Origin of the sequence: Microcoleus sp. K4-B3 (assembly GCF_036704615.1) — a bacterium.
In the GTDB taxonomy this organism is placed as follows: domain Bacteria; phylum Cyanobacteriota; class Cyanobacteriia; order Cyanobacteriales; family Microcoleaceae; genus Microcoleus.
On sequence record NZ_JAUBSF010000048.1, the window covers coordinates 20,919 to 35,748 of the forward strand.

The following is a 14,830-nucleotide window of genomic DNA, read 5'->3' on the forward strand; positions in this document are numbered from 1 at the left end:
ATTTCTCAAATCTGCGCAAGTGTTATGACTATTGCCAAATCATTTGAATTGGAAGTCACCCATCTCCCAGACCACACTGAACTGCCAGAGTCCGATGGTACTTTTGTGAAAAACTTTCAAGAACTTCCTCAAAGCATTATTCTCACTGATTCACTCCGACCAATATTGCAACGAATTCATCCTGACGGACGCTACCGCATCGGTCAAGATTGTGGGATTTATTGGCGTTTAACTGACCCTCTCGAACGCGGTGCCGAAGCGCCCGATTGGTTTTATGTGCCGAATGTTCCCCCACTATTAAATGGTGAGGTGCGACGTTCTTATGTATTGTGGAAAGAATACGTTGCACCGCTGATTGTTTTGGAATTGGTGTCCGGGAACGGTGCAGAAGAGCGAGACAGAACGCCCCCGCCCGAATCCGGTCAAGCCGAAGAACAAAAGGTGGGCAAATTTTGGGTTTACGAACAGGCGATTCGCGTGCCTTACTACGGCATTTATGAAGTGAAAAAAGCGGCTGTAGAAATGTATCATTTAGAAGACAATCGCTATCAGCGCATGAGTGTAAATGAGCGCGGTCGCTATCCGATTCCTCAGCTTGGAGTTGAGTTGGGAATTTGGCAAGGTGAATATGATGAGATGAATTTACCTTGGTTGCGTTGGTGGGATAGTGAAGGGAATTTGCTGTTAATTGGAGAGGAACGTGCCCGAGAAGAACGCCTGCGGGCGGAACGAGAACACCTTCGCGCTGACGAAGAACACCTTCGCGCCGAGGAAGAAAAACAACGCGCCGATCGCCTAGCAGCAAAATTGCGCGAAATGGGGATTAATCCTGATGAGGTGTGATTGTTTTTAGATTGTTAAATGGGGTACAATCGCACTTTTTAAACAGCAGAAATATCAGAAGCCCCAAAAGGGCGATCGCTCCCCTGATCTATCTCTCAATATTAAGATTTCCTTAGTTGCTGCCGTCGCGCACAGTAATCGGTGATACAATCAACAGCTTAGCTAGGGGTGCCCGAATATCCGGGCTGAGAAAACACCCTTAGAACCTGAGTCTGGGTAATACCAGCGGAGGGAAGCTGTTTATGAAGGACATAAGATATGCGTACCGAATGGATCGCTAAGCGTAGCGGGCAAAGCAATGTATCTCAAATGCACTACGCCCGTCAAGGTGTAATTACTGAGGAAATGCACTTTGTTGCTAAGCGAGAAAATCTCCCGCCAGAACTGATCCGCGCCGAAGTAGCGCGGGGACGGATGATTATTCCGGCTAATATCAATCACCCGAATTTGGAACCGATGGCGATCGGCATTGCCTCTAAATGCAAAGTCAATGCTAATATCGGTGCATCTCCCAACTCTTCCAATATGGAAGAAGAAGTTGACAAGCTTAAACTAGCAGTTAAATACGGCGCTGATACCGTGATGGACTTGTCCACCGGCGGCGGGAATTTGGATGAAATTCGCACTACAATTATCAAAGCTTCACCGGTACCGATCGGTACTGTACCAATTTACCAAGCTTTAGAAAGCGTTCACGGTAATATGGAAAGTCTGACGGCGAATGACTTTCTTCACATCATTGACAAACACGCTCAACAAGGTGTTGATTACCAAACTATTCACGCCGGAATTTTGATTGAGCATTTGCCGTTGGTGAAAAATCGGCTAACTGGAATTGTCTCTCGCGGCGGCGGCATTTTGGCGCGGTGGATGCTGCACCACCACAAACAAAATCCCCTCTACACTCACTTTAATGACATCATTGAAATCTTCAAAAAATACGATGTTTCGTTTAGTTTGGGAGATTCTTTGCGCCCCGGTTGCACTCACGATGCGTCGGATGAGGCTCAATTAGCTGAACTCAAAACTTTGGGACAATTAACTCGCAAAGCTTGGGAACATGACGTGCAGGTAATGGTAGAAGGCCCGGGCCACGTTCCGATGGATCAAATTGAGTTTAATGTCAAGAAACAAATGGAGGAATGTTCGGAAGCACCCTTCTATGTTTTGGGGCCGTTGGTGACAGATATTGCGCCTGGGTACGACCACATTACCTCAGCAATTGGGGCGGCGATGGCTGGTTGGTACGGTACTGCAATGCTGTGTTACGTGACGCCGAAGGAACACTTAGGATTGCCGAATGCTGAGGATGTCCGAAACGGGCTGATTGCTTACAAAATCGCGGCTCACGCTGCGGATATTGCACGGGGCCGTCCGGGTGCGCGCGATCGCGATGATGAACTCTCGAAAGCACGTTACAATTTCGATTGGAACCGTCAATTTGAGCTCTCTTTAGATCCAGAACGGGCAAAGGAATATCACGACGAAACTTTGCCGGCGGATATCTACAAAACTGCTGAATTCTGTTCGATGTGCGGGCCTAAGTTCTGTCCGATGCAGACTAAGGTTGATGCCGATGCTTTGACGGAATTAGAGAAGTTTTTGGCTAAGGAACCTGTAGCCCAAAGCTAATTGGATTAATTCGTAGGGTGGGCATTGCCCACCTTAATTAATCGTAAAGCTGTTGCAATTTTACATTTGTGGTAACTTGTTACTTTTAGGTTCATCCTCAGTTATGTTTAATGAAAATCAGCCAAAAATCGCTGTTAATTCCACGATAGTTGCTTCGTTAGCAGAATATTTTGAGCGAAATTTAGTTGTTATAGATGTTGGCTGTAGATGGGGATTTGCTGATGTTTGGTCTCTTTTTGGTTCTCATGTCACCTTAATAGGATTTGATCCAGATCCTGCCGAATGTGAGCGATTGAAGAGTAACTATCAAGGCTCTTCTGATGTACATTTTGTGGCTAAGGCATTGGGAAATTCCGAAGGGAAACGGCCACTTTTTCTCACCGCTGAACCAGCTTGTAGTTCTTTATACAAACCTGACTCATCACTGACAAGCTCTATGCCTCATCTAGCTTGTGCAAAATTGGTCGGCGAAACAGAGGTTGATTTAACGACATTGGATACCTGGGCTTCGTCTACGGGTGTCAATCAAGTGGACTTCCTTAAACTTGATACTCAAGGATCGGAATTGGGAGTTTTAGAGGGAGCTGAAAATTGCTTACAGTCGATACGCGCTTTACAGATTGAAGTAGAATTTAACCCTATTTATTTGGGTCAGCCTCTTTTCAGCGATATCGACTCTTTTCTGCGTAAGCGAGGCTTCGTTCTGTGGCGGCTAACAAATCTTTGTCACTATAGCAGTTTACCAGAAGCCTCAGCATTCAAACATAAAGACGTACAAATTTTCGACGGGCGCATCGTTCCTATTTCAGCACAGGGAGGGCAACTTTTTTGGGGAGAGGCTTATTATGTCCGAAAAGAAATAGCTTTTTCAGAAGAAACCAGTGATTGGCAAGCTTGTCTCCGTGATGGGGCTATAATTAGCACTTTGGGATTTCGCGATCTTGCCGGAGCTAGGCTGCAACAAGCACTAAACCATGCACCCTCAAATATTGTTCCTGCAATCAACCGAGTATTAACAAAATATTACTCACCATTTGCATAATACAGCTCGTGACGCAATAATTAGTTGGGCGGGCGAATCGCTTTGCCCATTCTATACAGTTTTAGGTTATGATTGAAAATTATTAAACTGCATTTTTCAAAGGAACTTGCTTTGCAGAGGATAAACAATTATGGATAACTTCTAGAGCAACAGCTTTAACTACATTAATACTTACACTATTACCCACTTGATGATAAGCTTTATCATCATTAGGATGCAAACTCAAACTATCTGAAAAACCTTGTAACCGTTCTGCTTCGCGGGGAGTAATCCTGCGGACTCGGTGATGAGAGTAAACCCCTAATCTATTAGCATCACTGGCAACAATTGTTACCGAAATCTTATGCGGATCGAGAAATTTATAGACTTCAAAGGAAAAGTTACCGGATACAGGTTTGTACTGATTGTTGTTCTGTTGCAGGTACTTTTTTGTTACCAAGGAATCCAGAATTTTATCGAGATAGGGATGAGCAAACAAAGTATCTATTTGCTCTTTAGTTAATAGCTTGCCATCTGGGTCATGCCCAAATTATTTATTTCGCCTTGTCAATATAAAACTCTTCATCAACTCAATTTCGTCTAAACTGAACTCGCCTCCCAAACCCAGTTCCTAAGAATGAATAGAATTGCCACCGCGATAGTCAATTAGTCGCCTACCCTGTACTGGTAAACTAACTGAGCGTCGGGATTGATTTCGCTGCTTAAGAGGCATTCTGTTTCCAGATTCAAGGAACGATCGGCGGATTCAAACGCTAATCTCATGCCGCCTATTCCTGAGAATAAGTCAATAAAACGGATTTTTTTCAGGGCCCTTAAGCCGGCGGTCAAAACTCATCTTTTGTACTATTTTTCAATCGAGGCATAGCCTCTAGATATTTATTACCAGGTAGAGCCTGGTAACGATAAATTTTCAAGTCGTAGGGTGCGTTAACGCAGTGTAACGCACCGCCCGCCTCATGCAGCATTTGAGCTAAGTAAAAGATTTACCTGGATATGTTAGCTTGCGCAGTTTCTTGGCACGTTGAAAGAATGCGCCGATCGTTTGAGCTAATTGTGCGAATAGAATGCAGATTGGTTAGCTGAGTATTGATTTCAACTGTTTGAATCTTTCCGGCTGAGATTGCCTTCCCGTACAGTGTATTTCCCTGGATTTTACCAGTGAAGCACGCAAAGTCCGATCGCGGCGCGTAGATTGCACCGACGACCCGATCGTTCTGGCGTTGAAACACAATGTAGTTTTGAAGAACTTGGTTGGGCTGTGGCGAATCTCCGTACAGGTAAATACCATCTGGCAAAGCAGCAACATTAGTCTTAGATGGATTTTGTTGTGCTTGAATCGGTTGTTGCTGAATGCCAACACCAATTAGTGTCAGAGGAAAAATAAAGGCTGTTGCCAGTAGTTTCCATTTCCCTTGAATAGATGCAGGTAAAATCATTACTGCTTCTCCTTGCGTCGGGTCATGTAACATATTAAAACAGTCTTCTCTAGTTAATATCTCACTCAGGTTATAATTTACCTCTGCTAAAATCTGCCGATTGGTAGAGACTCTGACCTGAAAGCTTGCGCTTGTTTAGCACCGAAAACTTTATTTTCCATTGCGATCCAAGTACGTGAGCTGATTTTGATAAAATTAGAGCGGGCATAGTTTCTAATCCCACCCAATAAAACACCGATTTCCTCTAGCAATACCAAGCTTTATGGCTCTGTATTATTCACTTTTTTCCAGTATTCTACTCTTAATTTTTGTACCCGCACTGCGTCGCAGCTTGACGGCCCAGGATCGTATTTTTTTTTGTTAGTCCCTGCCTTTTTAACTCTCGATACATGGCACTAGGACTTACCCATTGCTCGTAACTATTCCCCCAGCTCTTGGTAGCAGGGACTTTAATCACTACTATTTAGCAGTAGCGACTAAAGTTGCGCCTTTGTTATATTTTTGGAGGCAGAAGCTAGGGCTATTCTTCTGATTCAGGGATGCGCGATCGCCATTCCTTAAGATCCTTAATCGTGAAAACTGCCTCAAAGTCCAATCCAACAGAGCGATAAAACTCCGCACCACCTTGCTCCCTGTCAATCAGCGACAACACCCGATCGACTTTATAACCAGCCGCCCGCAACCGTTCCACCGCCTGCATCGCCGACTTACCCGTCGTCACCACATCCTCCAAAACCGCCACATTCGTCCCCTCTGGCAACAGCGGCCCCTCAATGTACGCCATTGTCCCGTGTCCCTTCGTCTCCTTTCGGACAATTAGCGCCGGAATCGATCGACCTTCGAGAGCCGAAACCACGCTCACCGCAGTTACAATCGGGTCAGCGCCCAAAGTCAAACCGCCCACAGCTTGCACATCCGACGACAGCATCGACAACAGCAAACGTCCCGTTGCCAAAGCACCTTCAGCGTGCAGCGTCACCGGTTTGCAGTTAATGTAATAAGAACTTTTCTGCCCTGAAGACAGCACAAAATCGCCTTCACGATAAGCAAACTCGCACAACAAATCTAGAAGTCGATCGCGCAACACCTTTAAATCCGCAGCATCCATAACTCACACCGTGTAAAAAACACAAATAATCCGCCGATAATCAGTTTATAGTGGAATCGGAATTAATTAAGGAGGCTGAAATATTATGAGTCAAAAGTTAAAAAGCCTGAGCGGCGCGTTGATTCTCGCTGTCGCCTCTGCCGCACTGGCATCCGTCAAACCAGCTCAAGCACAAACAGCTCGATTTCACCCGATTGCCGACGACTTCAACCGACAATTCTTTGAAGCTTCAGGAGACTTTTACCACAACGTCAGCTTGCAAGGTTACTTGGGCGACTATTTAGGCATCGGTTCCCCCAGCGGCGTCGTTGCCTTTCCCGAAAAAGAAATCGAGAGGGATTCGAGTCGCGTCAACGGCTTCTACCGACGAGTAATGCAGCGCCAAGTTTCCAGCGATCCGATTCTCCGCGTCCCAGATGCCGTCAATCCCTTTGATGCCTCAGTCATGGCACTGCCTGCTGCTTGCCAGCTAGCACCTCAACCGAGCGGCTGTTTCCCCACTCCCGCCGGGCTCCAAGATCAGTTTACACTTCCAACACAGCAGCAGGATTCACAGACCGATCCAGGCCCCGTCAGAGGACTTTATCAAGTATCGCCGGCCGGCAAAAATTAGTCGATCGACAGTTGCGAGTTTTGAGCCGAGGCGGGTTTACTAAATCTCGGATTTGTATGAGAGAGAAAGTCTGAACCTGCCCCAAAATTTCATGTTTTGGCGATGCTGTCGGTAAACGCGCAACTGGCTTTTTTTTAACTATCGCGGTTATTTTACAGGACTAAATATTATCCAATATTTATGAAATAATGCTGCCGTCAGGCATGATTGTTCCTTTCAAAATAGCTTCGCCCAGATTAGCTCCCGCCAAGTTCGCTCCTCTGAGATTTGCCCGGGTCAAATTCGCCCCTCTCAAATCAGCTTTGCCGAGGTTTGCCCACCGGAAATCGGCAGCGCTCAACTCCGCAAAACAGAGATTTGCCTTGAAAAGATATGCGGCAGTGAAGTGAGCTTCCCCGAGGTTAGCCTTAGAGAAATTGGCTGCATAGCAATGTGTTTCAATGAATTCGGCTTGAGTGAGATTGGCTTGACTGAGATTAGCAAAGTTGAGGTTCGCGCCCATCGCATTAACTCGAAACATCACCGCACCGATTAAATTCGCATCTGCGAAATCGGTTTGTTGGAGATTGGCCGCCGTGATGTCAGACCCAATTAAATTAGCACCGCTCAAATCAGCTCCCCTCATGTCTGCCGCTCGGAGGTTGGTTCCAGTTAAATTAGCTTTAATTAAATTAGTTTCGAGCAGTTGCGCTCCGGCAAGATTTGCTAAACTAAGATGAGCTTCGGCGAGATTAGCCGCAATTAATTTAGCCTTAAACAAGTCTGTTTTAAAAAGATTCGAGCGCCAAAGATGCGCACCTCTGAGATTTGCTTCGGCGAGGTTAGCTTCGCTGAGATCCGGTTCTATATTTGGGTTGAGACTTCTCCATTCAATCCAAGTAACTGCACCTTTTTTTAACAGCGCTAAATGCTGTGTGTTTGCCATAATTGCATCTCCTTTAACGGCTATTCCTTGCGACCAAAAATTGCTTGATTTTCTCGACCCGTCACGCTTTCCACCGCCGCAATTGCTGCCTGGGAACCTGCTATAATATCTCGTTCTGCGCCGCCGAGGTAAAGCCGTCCGAAACTGCCTACAGCCTGAACCTCTAAGATGTTAATAGATGCGCCTTTTTCTGCTTCATTGGCCGCCAGCGCTGCATAAGCAGCCGGTTCTACTTCTAAGACGTAAAGCGTTTGTCCCGCTAGCAGCAACTGTCCGCGGCGGGTGCGGTTGATTAATTGTGTTTGGTGGGGGTCTATGTTGCGAATAATTTGACTGGAAATCACTCGCGGTTTGATACCTTCTTCTCTGCGGACTCCCATGAATTCTAGAATTGCTTTGCCTGCGGCCCGCGTTTCCCCCTGCTGACTTGAGTGTACTTCCAGAAGGCCGTACAAGCGTTCGACTATCTGCACTCCCGGGCGCACGGAGGCTGATTTTAAGGCGACATCGGTAATTCGGTTAATTTCGATACCGGGCGAGATTTCTATCCACAGCGACGCATCCCCCGGCAGCGGCAAGAATCCGGCGGCGATGGTGCCGATGTATGCTGCGTGCTGAGGCTGCAAGTTGTCTAGAAATACGTAGCTGCGTAGCTCTATACCCAAAAGTTTTGATCTCCGTCGATCGAGTTCCAACAGTTGTCTGTGCAATATCTGAGTTTACCTTTTTTTGTCAACAACACCTTGTCTGTTGTCGGGAGTGCGGGAGTGCCTCATAACCGAGTCAGGTGCCAGACCCGCGATTTCTAGTGCCGGAGTGCCTCCGCGAGCAATCTTTAATTTCGTGCGCCTGCTAAAAAAATGATATCAATCTGTAGTTATACGTGGAACATCACAATGTTTACTGCTAGAGGTGGATTTAACTTTAATAGCCGATCGATATAGTGATGATAGTTAAAGATTTTTGCCAACAGAGAGCATTTGAATTATGAAACGTTCTGATTTATCCAAAGCAATCGGTGCAAGTATTATAGCTGCTGGTTTAGCCATAGCACCCGCTCATCTGCCTGCTTCTGCTCAGACAGATACAACTGGCGGTACTACTTCCGGTACTAACAGCACCACCACAACCACAACTCCTCGCTCCGATGTCTACAATGCTGAGACAGATCGCGATTTTGACTGGGGATGGTTGGGATTGCTTGGCTTGTCCGGTTTGTTAGGTTTGATTCCCCGCAAACGCGAAGAAACAGTCCGCTATACCACTACAACGGGCGATCGCGATCCAGCCGTGCGTACTGACTACCGCTAATAATCGAGTCTTAGGGCTGTGGGCATCATGCAGGGACAGGATGTTTTAACCTGTCCGACGATCGCCAATAATCATCAAAAAACCTCCATCTGTGAGGTTTTTTTGTTTGAGATGAGGCGCGATCGAACGACTATAAAATTGGTTACATCTGAGATATTGCACCGTTGTCAAGGATAGGCTTTCCGGCTTGTTTCACAATAGATGGATTTTCTTATGTGCCGTTGCTCCGACGCCGCCCATAAAATCTTTATTGAGAATGGTGCAAAATCTCAAATCTAACCGGATTTGATATTATTTATTTCTTCCTTTCTTCTTCCTTTCTTCCTTCGCGTTCTTTGCGTCTTCGCGGTTCGTTAAATAAAGACTTTTCAGACATAAAAAGACCTTAAATAATGTTGTTTCCGCCCGATCGACCGAGTACCTCCCAAATCGCCTGCACCAACTTGTCCACGTCAAAAGGCTTAGAAAGGTGCCGCTGGAAGCCTGCAGCCAGCGCCTGCTGATAGTTAATTTCTCCAGCATAAGCGGTGAGGGCGATCGCCGGAACGAGTCCCCCTTGCTCTGGCGCCAGATCCCGAACCTGCCGCAGCAACAGATAACCGTTCGTGTCAGGCATTCCAATATCGCTCAACAGCAAATCCGGCACAGACTGAGCTAAAACCGCCAAGGCATCGGCGGCGTTAGAAACTGCTGTAACGCTTGCCCCACAATTTTCAAGCAGAAAAACCACCAAATCTCGCGCATCGGCATCGTCATCCACCGCTAACACTTTGATACCGCTCAAATTGAAGAATTGCTCCGGCGCAGCCGCCGCAGGAATTGTCGCAGGTTGCACGGGCATCAGGGGTATCCTGACGGTAAATGTGGCGCCTTGTGCTTCGCCTGCACTGTCCGATTTCACCGTGCCGCCGTGGAGTTCGAGGAGATGGCGGACGATCGCCAATCCTAAACCCAATCCGCCAAACTTGCGCGTCATCGTGCTGTCAGCTTGCCGGAAGTAGTCGAATACATAGGGCAGAAAATCTGGTTCGATACCTTTTCCCGTATCAGTTACAGTAATTTGGGCGTCGGTGTCAACCCGATCGAGATCGACTTCGATTTTGCCTCCGGGTGGGGTGAACTTGACGGCATTTGACAGCAAATTCCAGACTACCTGCTGAAGTCTCCCCGCATCGCCCAACACCGGGCCGAGATTCGGTGCAAATTGAGTGCTGATTTGAATCGACTTGACTTCCGCCGCCAGACGCACCGTTTCAATAGCAGCGCCGATCGCCCCGGCTAAATCCACAGGTACAATATTCAAGCTGACCTTACCTTGCAGAATCCCCGACACGTCGAGCAAATCTTCGATAAGCTGGGTTTGCAGTGTGGCGTTGCGCTCGATCGTCTCTAAGGCGTAACGCTGCTTTTCCGGTGTCAGACAGTTCGATCGCAGCAGCTTAGTCCAGCCCACAATCGGGTTTAAGGGAGTCCGCAATTCGTGGGACAAAACAGCCAAAAATTCATCTTTGACGCGGTTAGCGCGTTCTGCTTCTTCCCGCGCTGCCTTTTCCCGCGCTAGAAGGCGTTCCCGTTCCGCTTCTGCAACTTTGCGATCGGTAATGTCGGTGTTTGTGCCGCACCAGCGCAGCACCTTGCCTCCGTCGTCGCGAATCGGCACGGCGCGGGAGAGAAACCAGCCGTAAGATCCGTCTTTGCCGCGCAAGGGGAAAGTATCTTCCCAGAGTTCGCCTGTTTCAATGCAGCGCCTAAATTTTGCGAGAACGCGATCGACGTGTTCCGGGTGCTGCACCTGCTGCCAGCCCAAGCCTTGCATTGCCTCTAGGGTGGTGCCCGTATAGTCAAACCAGCGCTGGTTGTACCAGAAAATCCCCCCAGCAGCATCTGTCATCCAGGCCAACTGAGCGATGTTGTCAGCTAGAGCGCGGAACCGAGCCTCGCTTTCGTGCAGCTCATGCACGGCTCGCGCGTGGAGGATCACCGTCCAGAGGCGAGCCACCACTTCTTGCATCAGCGAAACTTCATCTGCCCGCCAGTGCCGAACCGCCTTTGATGCCACCAGCAAAAGAGCCACCCAGTGCCCTTCCTGAAGGCAGGGAACATCGACCAAAGCGCGAATGGCAACGGCACCGTAGTTATCGAAAAAATGTGCTGTATGCTGGTCATTAGCGATATCTGAGATGACAAGTGTTTGACCTGCCATAGAGAGAGCTTTCAGTTCTGGGGTCTTAAAGTCTGAGATTTGATAGGTGCCGACGGTGCTGGCCAGGTCGGACTGGTGCCAGTCTTGCCGGACAATTGCCCGATCGGCTTCTACATCGATTTCGTGCCATATGCAGCGATCGACCTTTAAATATTCTCCCAAACTGTTCATCGCTTCCGACAACATTTCGGCGGGGTTAGAGCGCTGCCGCAAGCGGACTTCGAGCTCGGAGAGAAACTGCTGGTTCAGTTGGGCTTGTTTGCGATCGTGAATATCGGTATTCGTGCCGATCCACTCGACAACCTGCCCCCCCGCGCCCCGAATTGGCACGGCGCGGGACAAATGCCAGCGTTCCATTTGGTCTGCTGCCCGCTGCAGGCGCAGCTCAACTTGATAAACTTCTCCAGTGATTTGACACTCTTGCCAGCGGGCAAAAGCTTGTGCTGCATCGGACGGCGGCACCAGGGAGTCCCAATTGTTGTCAACGGCTTCCTCGTAAGACATTCCCAGATATTCCAACCATTTTTGTTGATTCGTAAAACGAATTTCTCCGGCGGAGTCTACGTTCCAAATCAGGTGGGGCAGCGACTCAGCTAGGAAGCGGAAGCGGCGGTCGCTTTCTGCTAAGCTTTCTTCGGCTCGTTTGCGATCGTCAATATCAATGCCGATCCCGGCCCATTGCACCACCTGTCCCTTCGCGTCTTTGATGGGTACAAGTCGCGCTAAATGCCAGCGGTAGGTGCTGTCAAACCGCAGCACCCGACACTCGAATTCGTAGGCTTCTCCTGCTTCAATCGCCTTGCTGCGCGTGGCGACAACTGTTGGCAGATCCTCAGGATGAAATAAGTGCAGCACCGGCGCAGCCAGCGGCAATTCTGCTGGCCTCAGGCCCGTGTAGATTTTCCAGTGTTGGTTGCAAAACTCTAACCTGCCGTCGGCGGTGTTGATCCACATTAATTCCGGGACGCCATCGGCGAGGGTGCGGTAGAGATTTTCGCTTTGCCGCAGTGCTTCTTCTATTTGCCGGCGCTCGGTTTTGTCCTGCATGATTTTCAGGAAACCTTGCACCTCGCCGGCTGCGTCGCGCAGGGGCATCACCAGCCCGCTGCCCCAAAAGCGACTGCCATCTTTGCGGAGGTGCCAGCGCTCGTTTTCTCCTTTTCCCTGAGTCAGGGCGCTGTGCATTTCTGCTTCCGGCTTTCGGGCAGCGGAGTCTTCTGGGGTGAAGATGATTCGTCCGTGCTGGCCGACGATTTCAGCTTCGGTATAGCCCAGCAATCTCTGGGCGCCTGCGTTCCAACTGGTAAAGTGTCCGCCGATGTCGAGGGTGAAGATGGCGTAGTCTTTGGCGCTGTCTAGAATCAACTGCAGGTGGGTTTCGCGATCGCGCAGTGCTGCTTCTGTTTGTTTGCGCTTGGTAATGTCGCTGGTGAAGCCGACTATTTTGGTCACTTCACCTTGCTGATTGCGGATCGAACAGCCGCGCTCCCAAACATCGATCCAGCGCCCGTCTTGGTGCCGCACTCGGTACTCGATTTCGTAGCGCTCAGCACTTAAGATTGAGTCCGCCCCGGCTTGGATGCGCGCAAAATCGACGGGATGGATGCGTTCTCTCCACCACTCTGGTGTGGCGGGTGCGTCCTCTGGGCAGACACCGACGATCGAGGACAGTCCCTCGGAACGGTAAACTGAGTTCGATGGGAAATCCCACTCAAACACCATGCCGTCGATCGCCCTTGTAGCTAATTGGAAACGGTTGTAGCTTTCTTGCAAGGCGAGTTCGGCCATTTTGCGAGTGGTAATTTCCTGTACCACGACATTAATCCCGACAATCTCTGCGCCCCTGTCTCTGAGCGGCCACCAATTCTGGAGCCAAGTGCGAACAACAGCGGGTTGAGCCCTGGTTTTACCCGTGAGTTCAAAATTCCGGATCGGTTCTCCGGTGTCTAGAAGGTTGCCCAACAAAGGTTCGGCTGTGTCTGCCCAGTCGGGGACAATTTCGCGCAGGGTGCGGCCGATGTGCATTTCTACAGCCAAGCCGTTCATTTGCGCAAACCGCTGGTTGATCCGGACGAACCGCAAATCTGTGTCTAAAACGGCCAAACCCACGGGAGTTGTTTGGTAGAGCGACTCTATCTCTAGAAGTTGACGGCGCACGGTTTGCTCGCTCTGTTGCAGCGCGAGTTCGGCTTTTTTGCGATCGGTAGCATCAAATAATACTCCGATAAACCGCACTGCTTCGCCTGCCGCGTCGTAGAGATAGCGCCCGAACGCGCTCAACCAGCGGATTTCTCCGTTGTCTGCCCGGATGATGCGGTATTCGGGGGAGTAGAGCGATCTCGTTTGCCGAGCAGTTTCTATTGCCTGCAGGACTTGCTTTAAGTCATCTGGATGCACGCAGTTTTGCCACACAGCGAAGGTTGTTTCGCCATCCGGTGTCTGTTCGCAGCCGAAAATGCTGAAATGGGTCGCCGACCAAATTACTCGATTTGTTCGCACGTCTAAATCCCAGGTTGCCATGCCTGAGCCTTCGATGGCGACGCTCAAACGTTCTTCGCTTTGTTTTAAGGCAATTTCAGTTTGTTTGCGATCGCTGATATCTGTCACGGAACCCACAGCCCGCAGGGGATTGCCTGACTCGTCCCAAATTGCTCGCCCTCTGACTAAAATCCATTTGTAGCGCCCGTCGCGACAGCGAACGCGGTACTCGCAGCAGTAATGTGAGGTTTCTCGATCCAAGTGCTGCTGCCAATTGCTTTGCATTATCTCCAAATCATCGGGATGAATGTAGCTCAAATATTGGCTGAAGTCCTTGACTTCTTCGGGCCGACGTTCCAAAATCTCTAAACCGCGATCGCTCAGGATCTGGCAATTGGTTTGCAGGTTCTGATCCCAAATGCCGTCGTTGTTCCCCTGCAAGGCTAGCTGCCAGCGTTCTTCGCGATCGAACAAAGCTTCTTTGGTTCGATCGGCGCGATCGATTTGTACGGCGGCAACGGCAAAGTCTGCTAGGGCGATCGCGATCCGCAAGTCTTCGGCATCGAACTGGCGATCGGAATCGTGAGATACAATCCATATTGCCCCCAGCGGTTGATTTTCTGCTTGCAGCGGCACAACTAACGCTTCGGCGATCGGCAATTCTAGCTGCTGCAAGTCGGTAAAGTATTTTTCTGGAGCGAAGTAAAGCTGGGGAGTTTGGCGATCGAGAACCGCTCCCGACAAACGCAATTTGCGGGGTGTGTTTGTGTGTTCTGCGGCTTCCCACGCGCCCGCCAAGGCTTCCCAGCCAAATATTTGTCCGGAACTGGCATTTTCTTCTAGCAAGCAGACTCCCACGCTTCCTGCCCCGCACAAATCTTGAGCGATGGTCACCAGTTTTTTGAGCAGTGTGTGCGGCGAGGTTGCCAGTTGTCGAGCCAGCTTTTGCAGCGCCCGGTTTTCTGCTTTGAGATCGTGCGATCGAGGAGTGCGGCGCGACAGTTCCTCGGCGATCGGAATGTCGGTTGAATTAGTTTGTGGGGTTTGCCAAGCTTCCATCAATTAGTCATCTCTACGTCTTTCGGTCTGAGCTGGCGAGCGTCCGTCTATCAGCGCGCTGTTAAAGCATCTGCTATATTTCTATATTATCTACCCACATACAGAATATGCGATCTATCTTGGAAATTACTTTTTAGTTTTCAGGCTAGTTTATTGCCTTGGTTGCCTATGCTCTTGCCG

At 49.2% G+C, this 14,830-nt stretch carries 12 protein-coding genes and 1 riboswitch; of the genes, 5 read left to right on the plus strand and 7 right to left on the minus strand.

The window, feature by feature from the left end; genetic code table 11:
* Positions 1-24: 24 nt before the first annotated feature.
* From QUA78_RS19590 to QUA78_RS19600, 3 genes are all read left to right on the plus strand, one after another.
* Complete coding sequence (locus QUA78_RS19590) at positions 25-843, plus strand: Uma2 family endonuclease (RefSeq protein ID WP_333301552.1); 819 nt, start codon at positions 25-27, stop codon at positions 841-843.
* Positions 844-997: 154 nt separating this feature from the next.
* A riboswitch (TPP riboswitch) is annotated at positions 998-1,094 on the plus strand.
* Between the two features lie 7 nt (positions 1,095-1,101).
* Positions 1,102-2,475 (plus strand): phosphomethylpyrimidine synthase ThiC, encoded by a 1,374-nt coding sequence (thiC, locus tag QUA78_RS19595; RefSeq protein ID WP_333301553.1) that lies wholly within the window; start codon positions 1,102-1,104, stop codon positions 2,473-2,475.
* 103 nt (positions 2,476-2,578) lie between these two features.
* Positions 2,579-3,517, plus strand: coding sequence for an FkbM family methyltransferase (locus QUA78_RS19600; RefSeq protein ID WP_333398976.1), 939 nt, complete (start codon positions 2,579-2,581; stop codon positions 3,515-3,517).
* Between the two features lie 82 nt (positions 3,518-3,599).
* Here QUA78_RS19600 and QUA78_RS19605 read toward each other — a convergent pair whose 3' ends face one another.
* The 4 genes from QUA78_RS19605 to pyrE form a co-directional block, all read right to left on the minus strand.
* A complete protein-coding gene (locus QUA78_RS19605; RefSeq protein ID WP_333301555.1) occupies positions 3,600-3,995 on the minus strand; it encodes a DNA cytosine methyltransferase in 396 nt (131 codons plus the stop codon).
* 167 nt (positions 3,996-4,162) lie between these two features.
* Positions 4,163-4,279: a hypothetical protein gene (locus QUA78_RS19610; RefSeq protein WP_333301556.1), complete on the minus strand. Its 117-nt coding sequence runs from the start codon at positions 4,277-4,279 to the stop codon at positions 4,163-4,165.
* 221 nt (positions 4,280-4,500) lie between these two features.
* Positions 4,501-4,986, minus strand: coding sequence for a hypothetical protein (locus tag QUA78_RS19615; protein ID WP_333301557.1), 486 nt, complete (start codon positions 4,984-4,986; stop codon positions 4,501-4,503).
* 487 nt (positions 4,987-5,473) lie between these two features.
* On the minus strand, positions 5,474-6,061 hold the full coding sequence (gene pyrE / locus QUA78_RS19620; RefSeq protein WP_333301558.1) for an orotate phosphoribosyltransferase: 588 nt from the start codon (positions 6,059-6,061) through the stop codon (positions 5,474-5,476).
* Positions 6,062-6,146: 85 nt separating this feature from the next.
* Here pyrE and QUA78_RS19625 point away from each other — a divergent pair, with 85 nt between their 5' ends.
* A complete protein-coding gene (locus QUA78_RS19625) occupies positions 6,147-6,674 on the plus strand; it encodes a hypothetical protein (protein WP_333301559.1) in 528 nt (175 codons plus the stop codon).
* 178 nt (positions 6,675-6,852) lie between these two features.
* Here QUA78_RS19625 and QUA78_RS19630 read toward each other — a convergent pair whose 3' ends face one another.
* On the minus strand, positions 6,853-7,599 hold the full coding sequence (locus QUA78_RS19630; RefSeq protein ID WP_333301560.1) for a pentapeptide repeat-containing protein: 747 nt from the start codon (positions 7,597-7,599) through the stop codon (positions 6,853-6,855).
* 20 nt (positions 7,600-7,619) lie between these two features.
* On the minus strand, positions 7,620-8,264 hold the full coding sequence (locus QUA78_RS19635) for a hypothetical protein (protein WP_333301561.1): 645 nt from the start codon (positions 8,262-8,264) through the stop codon (positions 7,620-7,622).
* A 322-nt stretch (positions 8,265-8,586) separates the two neighbouring features.
* On the opposite strand from QUA78_RS19635, the gene QUA78_RS19640 reads away from it, so the two are divergent.
* On the plus strand, positions 8,587-8,910 hold the full coding sequence (locus QUA78_RS19640; protein WP_333301562.1) for a WGxxGxxG family protein: 324 nt from the start codon (positions 8,587-8,589) through the stop codon (positions 8,908-8,910).
* Between the two features lie 385 nt (positions 8,911-9,295).
* Here QUA78_RS19640 and QUA78_RS19645 read toward each other — a convergent pair whose 3' ends face one another.
* Positions 9,296-14,650, minus strand: a complete 5,355-nt coding sequence (locus tag QUA78_RS19645) for a PAS domain S-box protein (RefSeq protein ID WP_333301563.1) — start codon at positions 14,648-14,650, stop codon at positions 9,296-9,298.
* Positions 14,651-14,830 lie beyond the last annotated feature (180 nt).

What these genes read in the sequence shown, in the direction of transcription:
- QUA78_RS19590 (WP_333301552.1), top strand. Translation starts at nt 25, where the DNA reads ATGACTATTGCCAAATCATTTGAATTGGAAGTCACCCATCTCCCAGAC.
- thiC (WP_333301553.1), top strand. Translation starts at nt 1,102, where the DNA reads ATGCGTACCGAATGGATCGCTAAGCGTAGCGGGCAAAGCAATGTATCT.
- QUA78_RS19600 (WP_333398976.1), top strand. Translation starts at nt 2,579, where the DNA reads ATGTTTAATGAAAATCAGCCAAAAATCGCTGTTAATTCCACGATAGTT.
- QUA78_RS19610 (WP_333301556.1), bottom strand. Translation starts at nt 4,279, where the DNA reads ATGAGATTAGCGTTTGAATCCGCCGATCGTTCCTTGAATCTGGAAACA.
- QUA78_RS19615 (WP_333301557.1), bottom strand. Translation starts at nt 4,986, where the DNA reads ATGTTACATGACCCGACGCAAGGAGAAGCAGTAATGATTTTACCTGCA.
- pyrE (WP_333301558.1), bottom strand. Translation starts at nt 6,061, where the DNA reads ATGGATGCTGCGGATTTAAAGGTGTTGCGCGATCGACTTCTAGATTTG.
- QUA78_RS19625 (WP_333301559.1), top strand. Translation starts at nt 6,147, where the DNA reads ATGAGTCAAAAGTTAAAAAGCCTGAGCGGCGCGTTGATTCTCGCTGTC.
- QUA78_RS19630 (WP_333301560.1), bottom strand. Translation starts at nt 7,599, where the DNA reads ATGGCAAACACACAGCATTTAGCGCTGTTAAAAAAAGGTGCAGTTACT.
- QUA78_RS19640 (WP_333301562.1), top strand. Translation starts at nt 8,587, where the DNA reads ATGAAACGTTCTGATTTATCCAAAGCAATCGGTGCAAGTATTATAGCT.
- QUA78_RS19645 (WP_333301563.1), bottom strand. Translation starts at nt 14,650, where the DNA reads ATGGAAGCTTGGCAAACCCCACAAACTAATTCAACCGACATTCCGATC.